At 59.1% G+C, this 21555-nt stretch carries 17 protein-coding genes; 11 read left to right on the top strand and 6 right to left on the bottom strand.

What is annotated here, in order from left to right:
- The first annotated feature begins 21 nt into the window (after nucleotides 1–21).
- Nucleotides 22–1476 (top strand): TrkH family potassium uptake protein, encoded by a 1455-nt coding sequence (locus KGB03_RS23195; RefSeq protein ID WP_192406706.1) that lies wholly within the window; start codon nucleotides 22–24, stop codon nucleotides 1474–1476.
- Here KGB03_RS23195 and KGB03_RS23190 read toward each other — a convergent pair.
- Nucleotides 1433–2494, bottom strand: coding sequence for an AraC family transcriptional regulator (locus KGB03_RS23190; RefSeq protein ID WP_218536456.1), 1062 nt, complete (start codon nucleotides 2492–2494; stop codon nucleotides 1433–1435). The genes KGB03_RS23195 and KGB03_RS23190 overlap by 44 nt on opposite strands.
- Nucleotides 2495–2657: 163 nt before the next feature.
- On the opposite strand from KGB03_RS23190, the gene KGB03_RS23185 reads away from it, so the two are divergent.
- A complete protein-coding gene (locus KGB03_RS23185; RefSeq protein ID WP_008156143.1) occupies nucleotides 2658–2969 on the top strand; it encodes an Mpo1-like protein in 312 nt (103 codons plus the stop codon).
- Between the two features lie 99 nt (nucleotides 2970–3068).
- Nucleotides 3069–3659: an HD domain-containing protein gene (locus KGB03_RS23180; RefSeq protein ID WP_218536455.1), complete on the top strand. Its 591-nt coding sequence runs from the start codon at nucleotides 3069–3071 to the stop codon at nucleotides 3657–3659.
- 142 nt (nucleotides 3660–3801) lie between these two features.
- Here KGB03_RS23180 and KGB03_RS23175 read toward each other — a convergent pair whose 3' ends face one another.
- Nucleotides 3802–4617: a UDP-2,3-diacylglucosamine diphosphatase gene (locus tag KGB03_RS23175; RefSeq protein ID WP_192406705.1), complete on the bottom strand. Its 816-nt coding sequence runs from the start codon at nucleotides 4615–4617 to the stop codon at nucleotides 3802–3804.
- Nucleotides 4618–4746: 129 nt separating this feature from the next.
- Here KGB03_RS23175 and KGB03_RS23170 point away from each other — a divergent pair, with 129 nt between their 5' ends.
- Nucleotides 4747–5511, top strand: coding sequence for a helix-turn-helix transcriptional regulator (locus KGB03_RS23170; protein ID WP_223529182.1), 765 nt, complete (start codon nucleotides 4747–4749; stop codon nucleotides 5509–5511).
- A 74-nt stretch (nucleotides 5512–5585) separates the two neighbouring features.
- Nucleotides 5586–6479 (top strand): DMT family transporter, encoded by an 894-nt coding sequence (locus tag KGB03_RS23165; protein WP_223529179.1) that lies wholly within the window; start codon nucleotides 5586–5588, stop codon nucleotides 6477–6479.
- Here KGB03_RS23165 and KGB03_RS23160 read toward each other — a convergent pair.
- The 4 genes from KGB03_RS23160 to recQ form a co-directional block, all read right to left on the bottom strand.
- Nucleotides 6473–6760, bottom strand: coding sequence for a SelT/SelW/SelH family protein (locus KGB03_RS23160; protein WP_008156153.1), 288 nt, complete (start codon nucleotides 6758–6760; stop codon nucleotides 6473–6475). The genes KGB03_RS23165 and KGB03_RS23160 overlap by 7 nt on opposite strands.
- Nucleotides 6761–6792: 32 nt before the next feature.
- Nucleotides 6793–8571, bottom strand: a complete 1779-nt coding sequence (locus KGB03_RS23155) for a FimV/HubP family polar landmark protein (protein ID WP_223529176.1) — start codon at nucleotides 8569–8571, stop codon at nucleotides 6793–6795.
- 128 nt (nucleotides 8572–8699) lie between these two features.
- Nucleotides 8700–9134: a MarR family transcriptional regulator gene (locus KGB03_RS23150; protein WP_111451824.1), complete on the bottom strand. Its 435-nt coding sequence runs from the start codon at nucleotides 9132–9134 to the stop codon at nucleotides 8700–8702.
- Between the two features lie 119 nt (nucleotides 9135–9253).
- A complete protein-coding gene (recQ, locus tag KGB03_RS23145) occupies nucleotides 9254–11380 on the bottom strand; it encodes a DNA helicase RecQ (protein ID WP_223529173.1) in 2127 nt (708 codons plus the stop codon).
- 412 nt (nucleotides 11381–11792) lie between these two features.
- Here recQ and KGB03_RS23140 point away from each other — a divergent pair, with 412 nt between their 5' ends.
- The 6 genes from KGB03_RS23140 (at nucleotide 11793) to KGB03_RS23115 (ending at nucleotide 21214) form a co-directional block, all read left to right on the top strand.
- Complete coding sequence (locus KGB03_RS23140; RefSeq protein WP_008156162.1) at nucleotides 11793–12380, top strand: YecA family protein; 588 nt, start codon at nucleotides 11793–11795, stop codon at nucleotides 12378–12380.
- A 10-nt stretch (nucleotides 12381–12390) separates the two neighbouring features.
- Nucleotides 12391–12786 carry a YbaN family protein gene (locus tag KGB03_RS23135; protein ID WP_008156164.1) on the top strand — a complete coding sequence of 132 codons (396 nt, stop codon included), beginning with the start codon at nucleotides 12391–12393 and terminating at the stop codon, nucleotides 12784–12786.
- 208 nt (nucleotides 12787–12994) lie between these two features.
- The gene (gene lapG, locus KGB03_RS23130) at nucleotides 12995–13702 is read left to right on the top strand and encodes a cysteine protease LapG (RefSeq protein WP_223529170.1); all 708 of its coding nucleotides are present in this window, start codon (nucleotides 12995–12997) and stop codon (nucleotides 13700–13702) included.
- Between the two features lie 22 nt (nucleotides 13703–13724).
- Nucleotides 13725–15665: a cyclic di-GMP receptor LapD gene (gene lapD, locus KGB03_RS23125; RefSeq protein WP_223529167.1), complete on the top strand. Its 1941-nt coding sequence runs from the start codon at nucleotides 13725–13727 to the stop codon at nucleotides 15663–15665.
- A 184-nt stretch (nucleotides 15666–15849) separates the two neighbouring features.
- Nucleotides 15850–18462, top strand: coding sequence for a YncE family protein (locus KGB03_RS23120; RefSeq protein ID WP_223529164.1), 2613 nt, complete (start codon nucleotides 15850–15852; stop codon nucleotides 18460–18462).
- A gap of 436 nt (nucleotides 18463–18898) precedes the next feature.
- Nucleotides 18899–21214 carry an Ig-like domain-containing protein gene (locus KGB03_RS23115; RefSeq protein WP_223529161.1) on the top strand — a complete coding sequence of 772 codons (2316 nt, stop codon included), beginning with the start codon at nucleotides 18899–18901 and terminating at the stop codon, nucleotides 21212–21214.
- Nucleotides 21215–21555 lie beyond the last annotated feature (341 nt).

The raw sequence follows: 21555 nt of genomic DNA, 5'->3' as shown, positions 1-21555 counted from the left end.
ATTTCAGCCCGAGCGGACTTCATGGCGTTGCCGACCTTACGTCTCATTGGTTTCATCATCGGCATCTTCCTGATCACCCTGGCCATCGCCATGGTCGTGCCCATGGCCACGCTGGTGATTTTCGACCGTACCAGCGACCTGACGTCGTTCCTCTGGGCGAGCATGATTACCTTTGTCGCCGGCCTCGCGCTGGTCATCCCCGGTCGCCCGGAACATGTACACCTGCGCCCGCGGGACATGTACCTGCTGACGGTCAGCAGCTGGCTGGTGGTGTGCATCTTCGCCGCGCTGCCGTTCCTGCTGACCCAGCACATCAGCTATACCGACTCGTTCTTCGAAAGCATGTCCGGCATTACCGCCACCGGGTCGACGGTGCTCACGGGCCTGGACGCCATGTCCCCCGGCATTCTGATGTGGCGCTCGTTGCTGCACTGGATCGGCGGCATCGGCTTTATCGGCATGGCGGTAGCGATTCTGCCACTGCTGCGCATCGGTGGCATGCGGCTGTTTCAGACCGAGTCGTCAGACCGTTCCGAAAAAATCATGCCCCGATCGCACATGGTGGCGCGTTTGATCGTTGCGGCCTACGTCGGCATCACCATTTTCGGCAGCCTGGCGTTCTGGTGGGCCGGTATGAGCCTGTTCGATGCGATCAACCACGCGATGTCGGCGATTTCCACCGGTGGTTTCTCAACGTCCGACCAGTCTCTGGCCAAGTGGACGCAACCGGCGGTGCACTGGGTGGCGATCGTCATCATGATCCTCGGCAGCCTGCCGTTCACCCTGTATGTAGCGACCTTGCGCGGTAACCGCAAAGCACTGATCAAGGATCAGCAGGTTCAAGGCTTGCTCGGCATGTTGCTGGTGACCTGGCTGGTGCTCGGCACCTGGTACTGGTGGACCACTCAGTTGCATTGGCTGGAGGCGCTGCGGCATGTGGCGCTGAACGTGACTTCGGTGGTAACGACCACAGGATTTGCGCTGGGGGACTACAGCCTGTGGGGCAACTTCTCACTGATGCTGTTCTTCTATCTGGGTTTTGTCGGCGGCTGCTCGGGCTCGACCGCCGGCGGGATCAAGATTTTCCGCTTCCAGGTCGCGTACATCCTGCTCAAGGCCAACCTTAACCAGTTGATTCATCCACGCGCGGTGATCAAGCAGAAGTACAACGGTCACCGCCTCGACGAAGAGATCGTGCGTTCGATTCTGACCTTTTCGTTTTTCTTCGCCATCACCATCTGCGTGATCGCGCTGCTGTTGTCGCTGCTCGGCGTGGACTGGATGACCGCCCTTACCGGCGCCGCCAGCACAGTGTCCGGCGTTGGCCCGGGCCTGGGCGAGACCATTGGCCCGGCGGGTAACTTCGCCACCCTGCCGGACGCGGCCAAGTGGATTCTCTCGTTCGGCATGCTGCTGGGCCGACTCGAAATCATTACGGTGTTTGTTCTGTGTATTCCGGCGTTCTGGCGTCACTGACAGGCGCAAGCGCGTCCATCAGCCGCGCGCGGTACTCGCCGGGGGTGGCGTCGAACCAGCGGCGGAAAGCGCGGAAGAAGTTGCTCGGATCGGCGAACCCCAGCAGGTAGGCAATTTCCAGCAAGGTCATGGTCGGCTGCGCCAGGTATTGCTCGGCCAGTTCACGTCGGGTGTCGTCCAGCAACGTCTGAAAACTCGTGCCCTCTTCCTGCAAGCGTCGCTGCAAGGTGCGTTGCGACAGGTGCAGCGTCTGCGCCACGGTATCGCGCTTGGGTTCGCCCTGGGGCAGCAAACGGCACAGCACCTGTCGCGCCTTGTGGGTCACGCGACTCTCGGAAAATCGCGCCAGGTATTCACCGGCAAACCGGTCATGCAACAGCGCCATCGCCTCGTTGGCGGTAGGCAGCGGAGCCTCCATGTCAGCGCGTTCGAAGATCAAGGCGTCATACGGTGCGTTGAACACCAAAGGCGCATGGAAGGCTTGTTTATAGGGTTCGAGATCGGCGGGCTCTTCGCCCTGCACCAGCACCTTGCGCGGTTGCAAGGTGCGCCCGGTCAACCAGCCGCACAGCGCCAGGGCACAGGCCAGTGACGCTTCGGCACTCTGCCGGGTCGGTGGCAGATGGTCGCCGTGGACCGTCAGAATCAGCGCGTAGCCTTCTTCCAACAATCGGAAACTCAGGTCGGCACTTTCCGCAATGATCCGCTGATAGCGCACCAGCCGTTGAAAGCCTTCGGCCAGGGTCTGGCTGGACATCAAGGCGTAACCGGCCACATGAAAGGAGGCCGGTCGCACGACCTTGCCCATGTTCAGGCCAATCGCCGGGTTACCGGACAGCTCAACCGCGCGCTGCCACAGCCGCGTCATGGAATCCTGCGGGAAGCGCGCGTCCGGATCATCCAGTGCCGCGTAGTCGAGCCCCAGCTGTTTGAACAGCACCCGGCAATCCAGGCCGTCCATCTCCAGTGCTTTGACAATCCCCATCGCCCAGCTTGCAGAAGTCGTTCGTTCGCTCATGGCGTTTACTTACTACTTAGTGAGCCGTCTATCGCGGCCAATTTCCGAAGGATACTAAAGTGGCGCCTATTGTCACTGGCTGATGCCAATGATCACTCTAGACTCAAATAAGCTACCCGCAGAACAACTTGCAGTCAGAACAATAACCACAGAGATCGCAGTCGTGGAAAACATCAAACGTTTCAACAGCTTCGCTGAGTTCTACCCGTATTACCTCAGCGAACACAGCAACAGCACCTGCCGACGATTGCACTTTATCGGCACGACGCTGGTTATTTTCATCCTGGCCCTGACCATCGGCAAAGGCGCCTGGCTGCTGTTATGGGCCCTTCCTCTGGCGGGTTACAGCTTCGCCTGGGCCGGGCATTTCTTTTTCGAGAAGAACCGTCCCGCGACCTTTCAACATCCGTTTTACAGTCTGCTCGGCGATTTCGTCATGTACCGAGACATGATTCTGGGTCGCGTGCCGTTCTAGGCCCGACGGGCCACAAAAGCGTCCTGCGCAGCCAGTGCGGTATTGGATCCAGGCTCTACACTCAAAAAATCCCTTTCGATAAGAACAAGCGGAGAGCCGATGAACGCCCACGCCCGTTTCACCCACATGCAGGACGGCACGCAGGAAGACTGGGCGATCATCGCCGCAGATTTCAGTGCCTATGCGAGGCAATTGCCGACACGGATTGTGGCGCACCTGAAATTACTGGAGGGTGATTTTGGCGGCTTCCCGGTGGATCGTCTGACCCATTCCCTGCAAACCGCCAGCCGTGCCTGGCGTGATGGCCGCGATGAAGAATACGTGGTCTGCGCGCTGCTTCACGACATTGGCGACACCTTGGGTTCCTACAACCACCCGGACATCGCTGCGGCAATCCTCAAGCCGTTCGTCAGTGCCGCGAACCTGTGGATGGTCGAGAAACACGGAATTTTCCAGGGGTATTACTTCTTCCATCATCTAGGGATGGACCGGCATTTGCGCGAGCAATTCAGCGGGCATCCGCAGTATCAGGCGACCATTGAGTTTTGCGCCAAATATGACGCCGCGGCGTTTGACCCAGCGTATGACACGCTGCCGCTGAGCTTCTTTGAACCGATGATGGAACGGTTGTTTGCGCAGCCCAAGTACTCGATTTACAAGGCGGCGATGGAAGAACACGCGTCGGCCTGATCGATCCAGTGGGACCGCTGCGCGGTCCATTCGCGAGCAAGCCCGCTCCCACATTGGACTTTGTCTAACTTGAGAATGCGGTCAACTGTGGGAGTGGGCTTGCTCGCGAAGAGGCCAATCCATACACCACATCTCTAACGATTCAAGCCGGCTCTGCGATTTTGATGGCTTTCAACTCGGCCTCCCGCGCCTGGGCATCCGCCAATCGATATAACTCGATCGTTCCGTCCCAATGCTCGATCAGCGCGGTGCACGACTCCACCCAATCCCCGCAATTGAGGTAATCCACCCCGCCGACCTTGCGTATCTCGGCATGGTGAATGTGCCCGCATACCACGCCGTGCAACTCGCGTTTGACGCATTCGTGAGCGATGGCTTCTTCGAAATCGCTGATGAAGCTGACCGCGGTTTTGACCTTGTGCTTGAGGTACGCCGACAGCGACCAGTAACCGTAGCCATAGCGTGCGCGCCAATGGTTGAGCCAGCGGTTGAGGGTCAGGGTGAATTCGTAGGCCGAGTCGCCGAGAAAGGCCAGCCAGCGGTGATACCTCGTGATCACGTCAAACTGGTCGCCATGAATGACCAGGAGATGGCGACCATCGGCGGTCACGTGCACGGCTTCATCCACCAGTTGGATATTGCCCAGAATCAGCTTCGAATAGCGGCGCAGGAATTCGTCGTGGTTGCCGGTGACGTAGATCACCTCGGTACCGCGCTTGCTCATGGTCAGCAAGCGGCGGATCACGTTCGTGTGCGCCTGAGGCCAGTACATGCCGCCGCGCAGCTTCCAGCCATCGATGATGTCGCCGACCAGGTAGATCTTGTCCGCGTGATAGCCCTTGAGAAACTGCGACAGGTGTTCGGCCTGGCAATCCCGGGTGCCCAGATGCACGTCGGAAATCCACAAGGTTCGCACACGTTGCTTACGACTGGGTTTGGCGAGCTCGGCGCTGGTCATGGGCAACCCTCTGGAAAAGTTTTTGCAAGCTTGCGCCGGTCGGGTTAATCGCCCATGACAGTGGCGAGTCAGTCCTGTGACAGCGCCGGGCCGGTGTAGACTGACCGCACCTTGACCAGGAGACCTGCGATGAGACCGATCCTCACGCTACGCCAATACACTCATGACCTGATCATCCACAGTCACGACCACGCGCAACTGGTGTTCGGGCTGTCGGGTGCGCTGGATTTCGAGGTCGACGGGCGTGGCAGTCAGGTGGTTCAACAGAGTTTCGTGGTGGTGCCGTCCGGTTTCCATCACGCCTGCGGTAGCGCCAATGGCAGCCGTTGCCTGGTGCTGGATGTGCCCAGCGACCAATGGGTTTCTCAGTCCCTGGGTGACCACGCCGAGGCCAGCCGTCGTTTGCTCGACAATGCCGGTCGCCTGCCGCTGGATGCCGGGCAAAGCCAATTGGTCAGTTGGTTGGCGGGCAGTCAGGTCAACGATCCATTGATCGCGCAACAAGGCGCGGTGTTGTTGCTGGCCAGCCTCAACAACGCCAAACCCGAGATCGTCGGCGGTCGGCGCCTGCCTTATGCGGCGCTGAATGCGCACATCGATCAGTACGCCGCCTATCCACTTCAAGTCGCCGATCTGGCACGCGTCGCCGGTCTGTCCAGCGCACGGCTGCATGCGCGGTTCGTTGCTGAATGCGGGCAGACGCCGATGGATTACATCCGCAGTCGACGTTTGCATATCGCTGTGGGACTGCTGCGGGATTCGCCATTGCCCATCGGCGAGGTTGCCAGTCGGGTCGGTTACAGTTCCCAGAGTGCATTTGCTGCAGCGGTGTTGCGGGAGTTTGGCGCATCGCCTGGCAAGTTGCGCCGAGAGGCTGGCGACAAAGGACGATAGTCTGGCGACAGACACAACGGGACGTTGCGCGGTTCAATGTAGGGCCTGGTTTTATACGTTTTTCAAGGATTGCAATGACCCCCCGTACCGCCCTTGGCGCTTTGCATATTGGCGCATTGATGTTCGGCCTGACCGGTGTCTTCGGCAAACTGGCTGCCGCCTCCCCCGCCGTCATCGTCTTCGGGCGTGCTGCATTCGCTGTGCTGGCGTTGGCCGTTTTTGCGCGATTCGCCAGCACTACTCGCTGGCAGAAACTCGAGGCTGTGGACTGGCGCCGACTGTTGCTCAGCGGCTTACTGCTGGCCGGACACTGGGTGAGCTTTTTCATTGCTGTGAAGGTCGCGGGCGTGGCGATTGCGACCCTGGGTTTCGCCAGCTTCCCGGCGTTTACCGTGATCCTTGAAGGGTTGATCTTCCGCGAGCGAATTCGCGCCAACGAAATCCTGCTGGTGGTGCTGGTCAGTGTCGGGCTGGTGCTGGTCACCCCTGATTTCGATCTGGCCAGCGGCGCCACAATGGGTCTGCTGTGGGCGGTCGGCTCAGGTTTGCTGTTCTCTCTGCTATCGCTGACCAACCGCGCCAGCTCCGGGCGAATCCCGGCGGTGCAGGCAGCGCTGTGTCAGAACGTGGTGGTCGCGTTGTGCCTGTTGCCGGTGGCGGCACCGCAGTTAAGCGAAGTGCGCGCCATCGACTGGTTGTGGATCGGTCTGCTCGGGGTGTTCTGCACTGGCGTCGCTCACAGTCTTTTTGTCGCCAGCCTGGCAGTGATCAAGGCGCGGACCGCGGCCGTGGTGTTCGCCCTGGAGCCGGTTTACGGCATCACCATGGCCTGGCTGCTGTTTGATGAAAACCCGACACTGCGCATGCTGATCGGCGGCGCGTTGATCATCGTGGCGATCGTGGTCTCCAGCCGACTCTCGGGCGGCTCAAGCAAGAAAGCCGTTGCGGTAGAAGCCGCCTCTCACTGAGTGCGGTCGTTGTGCCCCAGGTCGCGCTCCGGATCAATTTGATCACGGACCCGCTGCTTCAGCACTTTGGCCTCCGGGAAACCGCCATCAGCCTTGCGCTCCCAGATCTGCACATCGTCACAGAAAATGTGAAACACCCCACCGGTGCCGGGCACCAGCGACACTTTGCCCAGATCGTCACCGAAGGTACTGAGCAGTTCCTGGGCCAGCCAGGCAGCACGCAACAGCCACTGGCATTGCGTGCAATACGTGATGATGATTTCCGGTTTGCGTGCAGTCATGATCGGCGAAACTCCTGAGCCAGAGGGCGCCGCTATGATAGCCCGGCGAGCAGGTTCCGGGCGGTCTGCTTAAGCGGCTCGTTACCTTCCTTGAGCAACTCGTTGAGCAATTCGATGGCGCTGTCCAGATCGCCGTCATCAATGCAGGTCTGGGCTTGTTCGAGTTTTTCGGCGCTGCTCGGCTCGGGCGGTTCCAAGTTCAGCGGTTGCAGTTCCAGCGACTGGCCGGGATCGCTGAACTCGTTGAGAAAGGTGTCATCCAGAGTCTGTGAATCAGGCTCGGCGACCCATTCAAGTTCAGGCTCGTCCAGCGTCGACTCGTCGGGCATTTCAAACACCTCGGGCAAGACGTGCAGGTTCGAGGCAAACGGCGGCTCGACCGGCGCGGATTCGCTCGATGGCTTCGCGGCCGACGGCGAGTGTTCAAAAGGGCTGATCAGGTCCCAACTCGAATCCATCGACAGGTCATCCAGGTTCAACTGGAACTCATCGTTGGGTGCTGCTTCGGCGATCGCCGCCTTGGGGGGAGTCATTGACGCTGCAACGGCCAACGGTGCCGCACTGTTCAATTTCGGGTGTCGGGCGCGAATATTCTGAAGTTCTTGCAGGTCGTATCCGGCGTCACGCAGGTTGTTTTCCTGTGTTTCATAAGCGGGTGCGTCACCCTGTTTACCCAAGACTTCCAACAGCTGAACGGCAAGATCCGTGCGTTGCGGCTCTTTGATCAGCGCCTCTCGCAACAAACCGGCGGCTTCGGAAAAACGGCCATAGGCCAGATAGATATCAACCCCTTCAAGCACATCGCCTGCGGGCGACTCTTCACCCGATTCAGTTGCCGGTTGCACCTCTGACGATTGTGAAACCGGTTCTGCCGTGCGATTGAGCACCGGTTCATGCCGTGACGGCAAATCAGGTAAAGCGTCGGGCAATGCCTGAACCTGTTGTCGTTGACGCCTCACGAACAACCCCAGCAACACCAGAGCCACCACCGCCAACAACCCGAGAATCAGCCCCCAGTTAGTAGCCTCAGGCTCTTCAACAATAGCCGGCGCGGGAGCCACAACGGCGGGTGCAGCCGGCTCCACCGTTGCGGTCTTGATTTCCGCCAATTGGGTTTGCAGTTCAGTCACCTGCTTTTTCTGACCGGAGATCTGCTCCTCCTGGGCCTGAAGCTTCGCAGTCAATTCATCGATAGTTGCTTGCAGCTGCTGGTTTCGCAGCACGCTGGCGGCCAGTTGTTCGGCAACGGGATCACTCACAGGCGCGGCGGCAGGAGGGGGTGGCGACTGTTTGCCTTTCGCCGCGGGTGGCTTCGCAACAGCCGGCTCAACAGTCGGGAATCCAGAGGGCTGAACGTCGGTCACCGGTTCGTCATTGACGGGAACAATCCCCGGCGAACCCGGCGGATCGATCAGCACCGTGTACTCGCGCAGCACCCGCCCGTTGGGCTGATTGAGCTGCACCAGGAAATTCAGGAAAGGTTCATTGACCGGTTTGCTGGAGCTCACCCGGATCAGGCTGCGGTTGCCGCGCAGGATCGGGGTGAATTTCAGATTATTGAGAAAGAACACCCGATCGATGCCGGCGCGGCTGAACTCGTCTGCAGTCGCCAGGCTGACGGAGAGCTCGCCCTCCTCCAGACCTGCGGCATCTTCCAGTGCGATGTCGGCGCGCAACGGCTGATTCAGCGCTGAATGCAGGGTGATATCACCCAAGCCCAAGGCGGGCGCCAATGCCGAGTAAGTGACAGCACCACCGACCAGAAGCAGCCTGGCGCAACACCGTAAAGCCATGTGCCAACTCTCGAGCATGAGCATCCCTTAGATAACCAGAACCATCTTGTGCGCGTTCGCACATCCGGTACGAACACGATATTGCCAAGTAGTTCTTTATAGTCTGCCCAACGGAGTATCTCAAAAGTCTTGGGGGCGTTAATGCCTCAAGATTTTTCCAGGTTGGCCAGAATGTGCCCGTGGACACGCATGCAGACCTTCAAGTCTGCCTCATCGACGCCTTCGAACAACTCGTGGCGCAGTTGGGTAGCAATGGTTTCAATTTGTTCGATCAAGGGAAGCGCAGGCGCGCAAAGGACGATTTTCTTCGCCCGGCGATCTTCCAGCACCGATTGACGTTGCACCAGTCCCTGGCTTTCGAGGCTGTCGAGCAGACGAGCCAGGGTCGGCCCTTCAACGCCGACGCTCTGCGCCAGCTCACGTTGGGTCGGGGCATCATCAAAACGCGCCAGGTGCAGCAGCACCAGCCAGCGCGCCTGGGACAGCCCCAAGCCAGCCAGACGGCGGTCCAGTTCGGCACGCCAGCCGCGCGACATCTGGGCCAGTTGCATGCCAAAGCGGTGTTGTTCGGTTAACGGCATAAAACACTCATGATTAGACTGAAATAAAGAAAAACTAATTATTAGTCAGCTAAGCATGACCCTTGGCCAGAGGCAAGGCTTGCTCTGTACTGAATCGTTACATCTATGTGGCAGATCACCTAAATCTCGAATTCGGATTGCAGCGCCGCCCGAACACAGTACAAAACGCCTTCCGGTACTCGCCCGGCAAACAGTGCGGCAATCTCCGACACGGGCGGCAATTCGCCCTCGCCGTCAAGGAACGCATCCTGGATCTCACCCATCAATTCTTCAGGCAGATCCAGCGCTTGCTCCAGCGACAACTGCTGCTTGCCAATCGCTTCGGCGAGCAGGGTATAGACGTTCTTTTCCGAGCATTGCAGCTGACTGGCGATCTGCAACGGTGTCATGCCGGCTCGGGCCAGGGTGATCAGTTCGTGGCGCAGGTCGGCCACCACTTTCGGCGCCTCGACTTGCCCACCGAGGACTTCGAGGAAGGCCTCGCCGTAACGCTCCAGCTTGCGCGCACCAACGCCGCTGACCGTGGCCATTTCCGACAGCGAGGTCGGTTGGCTGCGGAGCATTTCCAGCAGTGTCGAGTCGGGGAAAATGACGTACGGCGGCACGCCATGCTCTTCGGCGAGTTTTCGACGCAGGGCGCGCAAGGCTTCCCACTGTTCGCGCTCTTCGCCGCGAACCAGTTGGCTCGCCTGGCTCTTGCTGCTTTTGGCCGTGGTTTGCGGCTTGAGGTCGCGACGCAGCTCCAGGGTTACTTCGCCCTTGAGTAGCGGTCGACAGGTGTCGCTCAGGCGCAGACCGCCGTAGCCTTCCAGGTCGATGTCCGCCAGACCGCGGGCAACCAGCTGACGGAACAAGGAGCGCCATTCGCTCTCCCCCATCGCCTTGCCTACACCAAATACCGACAGGTGTTGATGGCCGAAATTGCGGACCTTTTCGTTGTCCTTGCCCAGCAATACATCGACCAAATGCCCGACGCCATAGCGCTGGCCGGTGCGGTAGATCGCCGAAAGCGCCTGACGGGCCGGCTCGGTGGCGTCCCAGGTCTGCACGCCATCGACGCAGTTGTCGCAATGGCCGCACGGCTCGGGCATGTCTTCGTCGAAATAAGCCAACAGCGTCTGGCGACGGCAGCGGGTTTCTTCGCAGAGCGAGAGCATGGCGTCGAGCTTGTGCTGCTCCAGACGCTTGTGGCGCTCGTCGCCCTCGGAGTTCTGCAACATCTGTTTGAGCATCACCACGTCTTGCAGGCCGTAAGCCATCCAGGCGTCTGCCGGCAGACCGTCACGGCCGCCGCGACCGGTTTCCTGGTAGTAAGCCTCAAGGGATTTTGGCAAGTCGAGGTGAGCGACAAAGCGCACGTTGGGCTTGTCGATGCCCATGCCGAACGCCACGGTGGCGACCATGATCAGGCCTTCCTCATTGAGGAAGCGCTTCTGGTGGTGAGCCCGGGTATCGTTGGGCAAACCGGCGTGATACGGCAGCGCCGGGAAACCTTGCTCGCTGAGGAACACTGCCACTTCGTCGACTTTCTTGCGCGACAGGCAATAGACGATGCCGGCATCGCTGCGCCGCTCGGCGAGGAACGCCAGCAACTGCTTGCGCGGCTGCTCTTTGGGCACGATGCGATAGAAGATGTTGGGACGGTCGAAACTCGACAGGAAGCGCTCGGCATCCTGAAGATGAAGGCGGTCGACGATTTCTTCCCGGGTACGCTTGTCGGCGGTCGCGGTCAGGGCGATACGCGGGACGTTGGGGAACAATTCCGCCAACTGGCCCAATTGCAGGTATTCGCGGCGAAAGTCGTGGCCCCATTGGGACACGCAGTGGGCTTCGTCGATGGCGAACAGGGAAATTTCAAGACTTTGCAGGAACGCCAGCATTCGTGGCTGAACCAGACGCTCGGGCGCGAGATAAAGCATTTTCACTTCACCGCGCTTGATCCGTGCCGCCAGATCGCGCTGCTGCTCGGCGCTGAGCGTGGAGTTCAATGCCGCCGCAGCGACGCCCAGCTCTTCGAGGGTAGCGACCTGGTCGTCCATCAGAGCGATCAGCGGCGACACCACCACTGCCAGGCCTTCGCGCAACAGCGCCGGCACCTGGAAGCACAAGGACTTGCCGCCACCGGTAGGCATCAGCACCAGGGCATCGCCGCCACTGGCCACGCGCTCAATGATTGCACCCTGACGGCCACGGAAACTGTCGTAGCCGAAGATGTCCTTGAGGACGCGTTGAGCCTGTTCGAGCATAGAAACTCCAAAAATCACAAAAACATCCCTGCAAGGCTGGTTCAGAACCACGAAGGCTGCACCGACAAATCGTAAGTGCGCATTGCATGACGCGTCACATTTCAGCCGCGACGCCGGCAGGGCATCACAAAACGCGGGAGTATACCCGAGCCCTCCCCTGCAAAGGGTGCCGCTGATAAGACACGCGAAGGTCAATGCACTGCAGACCTTGTGAGAGCGGGCTTGCTCGCGAAAGCGGCATGTCAGTCGACATTAATGCTGGCCGGCACACCGCTTTCGCGAGCAAGCCTGCTCCCACAGGGGTTGCGGTGTTTCGCAGGGCCGCAATGGCGCAAAAATGCCGCGCGGCTGGCCCCAACGCTCAAGAAGGCCTAGAATTCCTGCATCGTATATTCCCCAAGGTAGCCCTTTAATGTCCTTCGCTGAGCAACTAACCCGCCTGCAAGTCTTCCTCGACGCCGACGAACTGCATGACGAGGCGCTGGACTACGTGGCCGCCCACGGCTACCTCACGGCGCTGTCGATCTGTTCCGAAACCGTTCCTGACCGTGAATGGATCGACGCCCTTTTCGCCGAAGAGCCGCATTACGCCGACGACACCGAGCGTGAAGCGATCGAATCCACCCTGTTGGCCCTCAAGGCTCACATCGCTCGCCAACTGGCGTCCGATGAAGAGTTCGAGTTGCCTTGCGACCTGGACCTGGGCGAAGAGCCGGACGATTCCGACCTGCGCGGCTGGTGCATCGGTTTCATGGAAGGCGTGTTCCTGCGCGAAGCAGCCTGGTTCGAGACCGCCGAAGACGAAGTCAGCGAAATGCTGCTGCCGATCATGGTCGGTTCGGGCCTGTTCGACGAACAGCCTGAGTTCGAAGACATCGCCAAAGACGCCAACCTGATGGACGACATGATCGTGCAGATCCCGGAAGCCCTGACCGCGCTGTACCTGCTGTGCCAGGCGCCAGACGAAAAACCGGCGATCCTCAAGCCTCGTCACCACTAAGGTTTTGCCTATGGACAACCCCATAGGCAACCGCTCCCTGATGTTGCGCTACGTGCTGCTGGCCATCGGCTGGCTAAGCGTAGCGCTGGGGGTGATCGGGATTTTCCTGCCGGTATTGCCCACCACGCCCTTCCTGCTGCTGGCGGCCGCCTGCTTCGCCCGCAGTTCGCCGCGCTTTTATCATTGGCTGGTTGAACATCCGCGGCTTGGGCCGTGGGTTCGCGATTACCTGAGCGGCAACGGCATTCCGCTCAAGGGTAAGGTCTACGCCATCGGCCTGATGTGGGCGAGTATCCTGCTCTCCTGCTATCTGGTGCCCCTGCCGTGGGCGCGGGGGTTCATGCTGACCAGCGCCGTGCTGGTGACCCTCTACATCCTCAAACAGAAAACCCTGCATAAACCTTGAAAACGCCACAATGATCGTTCCCACGCTCTGGTGTGGGAATGCATCCAGTGACGTTCTGCGTCACCGCGTCGAAGGAACGCGGAGCGTCCCGGGCGGCATTCCCACGCAGAGCGTGGGAACGATCAGTCCGCGAACTGACCCGACGATCAACCCTACCTTTCAAAAAACACCGCCTAGACTTCAAGCATCTGCACCCGAGCGGCCAGACATGTCCCGCAGTCCGCGTAGCCCAAGATGGTCAACGCTCCGACTTCGGTTCGGCGGATGGCTGTTGCTGATCACTTTTCTGTTGGCCGGGCTGGGCAGTGTCGGGGCCAACTGGGATTTTGCGCAGATTCTGCAAACCGCCGAAAATCGCTACGGCACCCTAGGCCCGGGACGGGGAAGGATCGAGGCCTGGAGTCAAATGATCAGTAGCGAAGTCAACGCGCCCGAGCGCGAGCAGCTGAACGCAGTCAATCGCTTCTTCAATCAGCAACTGAGTTTTCTGGACGACACCCGCATTTGGCATCAGACCGATTACTGGGCCACGCCCGTCGAATCCCTGATCAAGGGTGCCGCTGATTGTGAGGACTACGCACTGGCGAAATATTTCAGCCTGCGCTACCTGGGAATTCCCAGCGAAAAACTACGCATCACCTACGTGAAAGCCCTGACCCAGAACCAGGCGCACATGGTGCTGACGTTCTACAACAGCCCCACGGCCGATCCACTGGTGCTGGACAACTTGATCGGCGAGGTCCGCCCCGCCTCCCAACGCACAGACCTGCTGCCGGTGTACGCCTTCAACGCAGAAGGCCTGTACTTGCCCGGAGCCAATGGTGGCAAACGCAGCGGCGACTCGAAAAAACTGTCGCGCTGGCAGGACGTACTGAAAAAAATGCAGGCTGAAGGGTTCGCCGTGGGCGACGGCTAGCCACCTGAGCAAGGAGCGATTTATGTCACTGCGTAAACAGTTGTTTCTCGCCATCTGCCTGTTCTTGCTGGTGGCGTTCAGCGGCAGTTTTTTTGTCAGCCTGGAAAGCTCTCGCGACCAGATGCTCAGCCAGTTGCGCTCCCACGCTCAGGACGCGGCCACCGCGCTGGGTTTGTCGTTGACGGCACAAATCGATGACCCGGCCATGATCGAATTAATGGTCAGCTCGATTTTCGACAGCGGTTATTTCAGCAGCATTCGAATCATTAACATCGAGAATGCGCAGGTACTGGTAGAGCGCAGCGCGCCGGGGCAAATCGAGGGCGTTCCCGCCTGGTTTGTGAACCTGGTCAACCTGCACCCACCCGGTGGCGAAGCGCTGATCATGCGTGGCTGGGCCCAGGCGGCACGGGTCGAGGTGTTGAGCAATCCGCAGTTCGCCCTGGCCAAACTTTGGGACAGCACCCTCGGCAGCCTGATCTGGTTACTGGTGTGCGGCCTGCTCAGTGCCGTGTTTGGAGGCTGGCTGCTGCGCCGGCAATTTCGTCCACTCGACACCATGGTCAAACAGGCTGAAGCCATCAGCAAACGCGAGTTCCTCAGCCTGCCGAAACTGCCGCGCACACCGGAGTTGAAACGCGTGGTATTGGCCATGAATCAGATGGTCGAGAAGCTCAAGGCGCTGTTCGCCGAAGAGGTCGCACGCAGTGAAAAACTGCGGGTCGAGTCTTATCAGGACAGCCTTACGGGCTTGGCCAATCGGCGCTTGCTGGATGAAGAGCTGGCCGACGAATTGCTGGTCTCCGAGCAGAGCAGCGACGGCCATTTGCTGATGCTGCGGATCAACGATCTGGCCGGTCTCAACCAACGCTTGGGCGGCCAGCGCACCGATGCGTTGATCAGCGCCGTCGGCGAATTGCTCAAGCGCCTGACCCAGCCACCGGAACGTCGCACCTGGCTAGCCGCGCGCAATCGTGGTGGTGAATTCAGCCTGCTGACGCCTGGCCTGGATAGCACCGACGCCGCACGCCTGGCCTGCGAAATCAGCGCCACCCTGGAAAACCTGCGCCTGACTGGCGCCAGCGACGCCATGCCGGTGGCGCATTTGGGGATCGCCCCTTACCACCCCGGTGAACCAGCCAGTGTTGTGCTGACGCGACTGGACCGGGCGTTGACCGAAGCCCGGCAACATCCCGAGCGCCCGTGGGTCCACTTGGCCGATTCCATCACCGCGCCGAACCCGCCCCAAAACGACTGGCAAACCTGGATTGACGACGCCCTGAACCAAGGCAAGATGCAACTGTATTTCCAGCCGGTGGTGCAATGCGCCGACACCAGCCAGGTGCTGCATCACAAAGTGCTCGCACGCCTGCTCGACCCGCAGGGCGAGGCCATTGCCGCCGGGCATTTCCTGCCGTGGATCGAGCGACTCGGCTGGTCGGCCCGATTCGACCTGGCCATGCTCGAAGCCACCCTCGACTACCTCGTGGTCAACCGTTGGCCCCTGGCGTTAAGCCTGTCCGGCAGCACCCTGCGCGACCCAGCGCAACTGCAACACATCCTCGACATGCTCGAATCGCTGCCCGAACTCGCTGAGTTGCTGATACTGGAAATCGACGAACGCCAACTGCCACCTCAGGAAGAACTGCAACGCCTGAGCCACAGCCTGCTCAACACCGGTTACCGCATCGGTCTGCAGCATTTCGGCGGCAGCTTCGGCCAGATCGGCAACCTGGCTCAACTGGGGCTGGCTTACTTGAAAATCGATGGGGCGTACATCCGTCACATTGATGAGCAGAGTGATAAACGGCTGTTTATCGAGGCGATTTTTCGAGCGACCAACAGCATTGATTTGCCGTTGATTGCGGAGATGGTCGAGACCAAGGGGGAGCTGGAGGTGATCCGGGAGTTGGGACTGTTTGGGGTGATGGGGCGGTTGATTGGGCCGCCGGAGCCGATGTGATGCGGTAGACCGTTCGTCTTAAATCCTCATTAACCTGTCAGATATGACAGTAGGCAAATCACCCGACATCAGGTGTCATGACTCTCATCGCCGCCCTGCTTCTAACTCGTGGGCGCCTCGAACAGGGAGTGAGGTTATGACAGTTATAGAGATTCTCAAGTTGGATCTGGTCAGGATCGAGGGCATGGAAACCACCGTGCCTGGAGGGATCAACGCGCAGTGCGGCATCCCGATTCTTGCAAAGACGGACTCCGGGTACGTCGCTGTCGTGGACCCTTTTCCCGGTAGCCAGCAGGGCCAAACCATCACTTTGTACGTAAACAAGCTCAAGGTCGACTTCCACACCTACCTGAACCCCGGAGATGAAAACAAAACCGCCAACCTCCAAATCCCGACGGACTATTTGCGCGATGGCCAGAACCTCCTCCACTACACCGTCACCAACGGTTCGCAGAACATCGGCACCTCTGACGACCTGGCGGCATGGTTTCACCGAGAAGGCCCGGGAGGGCGGGACGACCAGCCAGGCGATGGTGTGAATTCACAATTACAGATCCAGGTCGAGGACGCCGCCAAGTACGGCGTAGGGCCGGAACTGGCGCAGCGCGGGGTCTGGTTTTACGTGTTTTACCCGTTGATTAGAGCGTTCGACATGGTCCTGTTCAATTGCAACGACCATGTCATCAAACACAATGTGAGCGTCGAAGAAGCTGAGCAAACTTCTCACCAGAATCCGCTACCGATTCTGGTAAATCATGCCGCTCTTGTTGCCGCTGGCGAAGGGACGGCAGTTCGCTTCTCCTATACGGTCGAGGACTGGATCGGTAACGGTCCTGCCCCAGAACCGTATTCGGAGAGTATCCCGCTGTGGGTGAACCTCAAAGGCAACTGGTTCGACAAACCCATCCTCAGCCCACAGCACGGGCCTGAAACCATCGACCTGGGTGAACTCAATGGTCAACCGGTGATCGCCAAGGTACATGTGCGCACGCCATGGGCCACAGGCGACACACTGGAACTGACCTGCACTTACCGGAACGCGGAGGGCAAGGACGTAACTTTTGTGACGACAAAGGAGGTGAAAATTGTCCCGGACTTTCCCGAGCTACCACTGGACAATAGCTACTTTGCCGCCGCAAGTGGTTGGCAGATATGGGTGTACTACAAGCAATTTAGAAATGGCCGGGAACTGGGACGCTCTTACTCAACCCCCGTCATGGTGACAGGCAATGCCCAGATTGAGCTGAAGGCACCGTTTCTGGTGGCACCGGCCAAGAACCCGATTGAATCGTCTCTTTATCCGCAAGGGGTGAAAGTGCGAGTCGAACTACTGACCGCTCAAGAGGGCGACGAAGCGCGGTTGGAGGCGCTCAATGCACTTCCAGGCACACCGACGTTTGCGACGGTCAAGTTGAACCAGAACAAACGCGCCAACTTTACGCTAAGCCCCGAGTTGCTCAAGGCGCATCAGGGCAGAAACCTCAGACTGCGCTGGGTTCTGATCCGCAAGGGATCGTTGACGCCCTCACCCGAGTTGCGGCTCAGGATTTCGGCCCCGGTAGTGACCCTGACCTTTGATAATGACCCCTACACGCTCGCCCCGGCAGGCCGGTTTACAGTCAGGCTGGCGCTGGCGACGAATGGCGTGGATCTACCTGACGAAACCGTCGAACTGTCCTTGGCAGAGGATTTTACTTTCAGCGACAACGTCGGGGGTAGCCGCCGCTTCGTCACCGACAAAGATGGAAAGATCACTGTAAACGGGGTGAAGGGGCACACGGTGCCCGGTGCTTATTCCTTGACTGCCTTGCATGGAAACCAGACCGTGACGGGCGTGGCAACAGTTACACCTCAGACATCCGCGGGGACCATCCCGGGAATACCCTACCCTTACAACATCGCAATTAGTCCCGACGGCACCCGAGCCTATGTTGTCAGTACTTCACATCCCGCTAACTATGGCGCACTCACGGTGGTTGATACCGCCACTCACAAAGCGATGGGCTCTATCGCACTAGGGAGGAATGTGTTCGGTGTTGCAGTCAGTCCGGATAACAGCCGAGTCTATATCACCCGGGGTGGCGTTGATTCTCTTAACTTCGTTTTGACCGTAGTTGATACCACCAGCCTCGACATTATTCGCAATGTCTCGTTCACGGGTTATTCTCCAGCGGGCGTTGCGATAAGCCCGGATGGCTCTCGTGCCTATATTTGTAGTGGCACTTATCCTTTTACCGGTTTCCCCAATGGCAGGCTGGCGATAGTCGATACGACTCGCTTCGAGACTCTCCGGACCTTGGTGCTTCAAAACAATGCAAGTGAAGTTACCGTCAGCCCGGACGGTAGTCGTGTCTATGCCACCAACGCGAATGGCAATGGCACTGCCTACAGCGGAACGGTCTCGGTGATTGATACGAGTACTTACTCAGTGATCAGCAACATTGAAGTTGGGTCCAATCCTCACGGCATAGTGGTCAGCCGGGACGGCACCCGCATTTATACCGTCAGGACAGAAGGCAACCTGCTCGTGGTGATCGATGCGCGTACCCATGCAGTCATTCACAACATCCCAATCGGATTTGGCGCGTGGCAATTGGCACTCAGTCCGGATGGCAAGTCTCTCTGTGCCAGTGAGTGGTTTAACGGCAAGGCCATCGTGTTAGTCGATACCACGACCTTTAGCGTCCGTCGAATCCCGGTCGGCCGCGACTCTGCTGGTGTAGCCTTCAGCCCGGACAGCACTCGCGTCTATATCTGCAATTACACGGACAACAATGTTTGGGTAATCGGGAATTAAAGAAGCAACCCACGATAAGTCCAGAACCAGATGTTTGGAGAAAGTGGTAGGGAATTGGGGACGCATTTCAGATCACACCGTATCAACCTTCAACGAATGATCATTCAACATGCCGGTCAGGTTTTCAATCGTCGTCAGAGTCGGTCTCGGCGCCAGGGGTGTTCTGCGCACCGACCACGCCCAGATTGACCATGACGCCAGCAGTCGCGTGGATTTTCCGGGCAACCAACAGCATTGATTTGCCGTTGATTGGGGGATTGTTTGGGGTGATGGGCCGGTTGATTGGGCCACCGGAGCCGATGTGATGCGGTACGACCGTTCGTCTGGAAGTCACGCTTACCTGTCAGATCTGACAGTAGCCAATCTTCCCAGCCTGGTGTGTGATGAGCCCGCGTCCCGAGAGGACTCAGGGCTTGCCACCTCCAAGGAGAACGTAATGGATATCCAGTCCGCGGTGTTGAACGAATTGTTTGTGCTGCATCCCATGATCATCCAGGGCTGGGTCACGCCGGTGAAACCGGCCGGCATCGCCGACGGCGGTATTTCCAAAGCCCTTTACGACGGCCAGGCACAGGGCCTTGTATGCCTGGTCGATTCCTGGACCGAACTGCAGCAGCGCTCCTGGATCATGGCGGCCGATGATCACGTGGATTTGTATTGCAACGGCGATCTCATCCCAGGAGCAGGCCAGACCGTCAAGCCGGGGGAGGAAACGCTGCGCCAGCGCCTGTGCCTGCCACACGGGAATTTGAGACAAGGCGTCAATCGGCTGCATTACATGGTCACTCGTCCCAGCGGGAACTCGGTACCCTCTCGGGATCTGCTCGTGCTGTATCACCTACGGCCTGCGGAAAACCTGAATCTGATAATCCCGGCCGACGTGCTCAAGGACGGCGTCAGCGCCGCACGCGCGGCGCAAGGGGTGGAGTTCGGGTTCACCTATGCCAACCGGCGCAACCACGACCGCATCAAGTTTTGGTTGGGCGACACCCTAGTCGAGTTCGATGTCCCCGATGGCACGGCGCCAATCACCCACACACTGTTCACCGACACGTTCCGAAAGGCGGGTGACAACGCGAGTGCGGTGGCGGAGTTCTTTGTCGTCGACCAGTTGCTCAACCAGGTCAAATCCCCGGAGAAGCGGCTGGACATTCATCTCGACCGACTTGATCTGCGGGCCCCGACTGTCAAGGGCATGACCGGCACCAACTTCAGCCCGACCCAGCCAGAAGTCCGAGTGCTGGTGCCGCAAGGCTCGCTGCTGCCCACCGACAAACTGAGCGTGATCTGGCAAGGCGCGACCGGCTCAGCGGTGGCGGGCTCCTACACCAGCCCGCAGCGGCTGGTCAGCGCAGGTCTGGAAATCGCCGTGCCGCGCTCGGTGCTGGCCTACAGCTTGGGTAAACAGGTGACGGTCACTTACGTCGTCGAACGCAACGGCAAACCCGCCCCCTCATTGCCTTTGCCGTTGAACATCCTGACGCTGCCAGCGACGGCACTGATCGCGCCAAAAATCGTCGAGGCCGACGCCAACAACTTTCTGGATGTGATGGCGCTGGGCAGCAACAACGCGACCATTCACGCTCTGCTCCACACGCTGATCGAAGCGGGCCAGCCGTGCTGGCTGAGTCTGGAAGGCAAGAAGGCGGACGGCACGGCGCACAACCTGACCCGGTGGAACGGCCTCCCGTCCCAGGTCAACGCCACCTGGATCAGTCAAGGATTCTGGCCCAACGCGCTGGCCAACAGCTATCTCAAGCAACTCGGACACGGCACCACGCTGACGATCAAGTTCAAGGTCTCGCTGGACAAGAGCAACAATCTGGCCACGGCCACGGTGTTTCCGGATCGGACCTATACCATCAAAGCGGTGGCGTTGATTGAGCCCACTATTACCTATGTGAGGAACTCCAAGAATGTAGAGATCCCGCAGGGCGGCACCACGGCCGACACCACGGTCAAGTTGACCGGTAGAGCCACCGCTAACTTGCAGGTGCAGATCCTGGTCAACGGAACAATAAAAGACACGGTCACCATTGATTCAACAGGCGAATGGAACTACACCCTCACCGGCCTGACAGTGGCTGCGCACAGCATTACAGCCAAAGCCACTTATGGCAGCTTGCCCGTATCACTGGCACGGACCTTTAGAGTGGTGCAAAAAATACAAATACCCACAACCCACATGGGACTCAACGGTATCAAGCTCATTCAAGATTTCGGCTGGACCGAAAAAGACGCACCCGGAACAACGGAAACACGACAGGCGACCGCGGGCACCCCTCCTTATCGCTATACATCGCAGAACCCATCAGTGGCAACGGTCGGCGCTACTGACGGAAAAGTGAGAGCACGAGGCAACGGAACCACCATTATCACCGTCACAGACAGCAACGGTGATAGTCTCTCCTACACAGTATCCGCTTCTCGGGTCTGTCGCCTCATACGCTCGCCCACCCCCCTTTCGGGACCAGCAGCAGTTTCATGGAACTACGCCAATCCGGAATCTGGCGGTCTTGGCTACGTCCCCTTCCTTTTCCCCTCCCAATTCCAGGACCTCACCCAAATTTATGCCCCCATCGGTGAAGCCGGCAGCATTTACACTACTTTTTATCCAGCCCATGTCACGCCCCCTTACGGAGGGCTGTTTGAAACATGGGCTACCAGTCCAACCACCACCACCGACCGTTCCATTGCCGCACCGCCCTATTCCCGGTTTGCATACACGTTCCAGCTTCTCAACGGACATTAACCCCGACCGAAATCCGGGGACAGATCACGATATTAATTAATCGTGCTCTGTCGCTTCATGCCAGGAAGGCGCAGCAGGTATCAACCAACCCAAAAAAACGGGCGCCCCCCTGAGGTCGCCCGTTTTTGTTTATCACGCCATCTGCGCCCGCAACCGTCACCCAATCACGTCCATCAGATCGCAGCCGTCGCGCAGAGGAACAACAAAAAACCCGCCACCCCCTATCACCGGGATCGCGGGTTTTGTCGTTTCAGCCTTCAAGTCACACCGTATCAACCTTCAACGAATGATCATTCAACATCCCGTTGATAATCGTCGCCGTATCCTCCCCCCCCGCAATT

It is taken from the genome of Pseudomonas sp. BF-B-26, assembly GCF_019956495.1.
Classification (GTDB): domain Bacteria; phylum Pseudomonadota; class Gammaproteobacteria; order Pseudomonadales; family Pseudomonadaceae; genus Aquipseudomonas.
The sequence above is the reverse complement of the archived record's forward strand: the minus strand, read 5'-3'. Positions and strand labels throughout refer to the sequence as shown.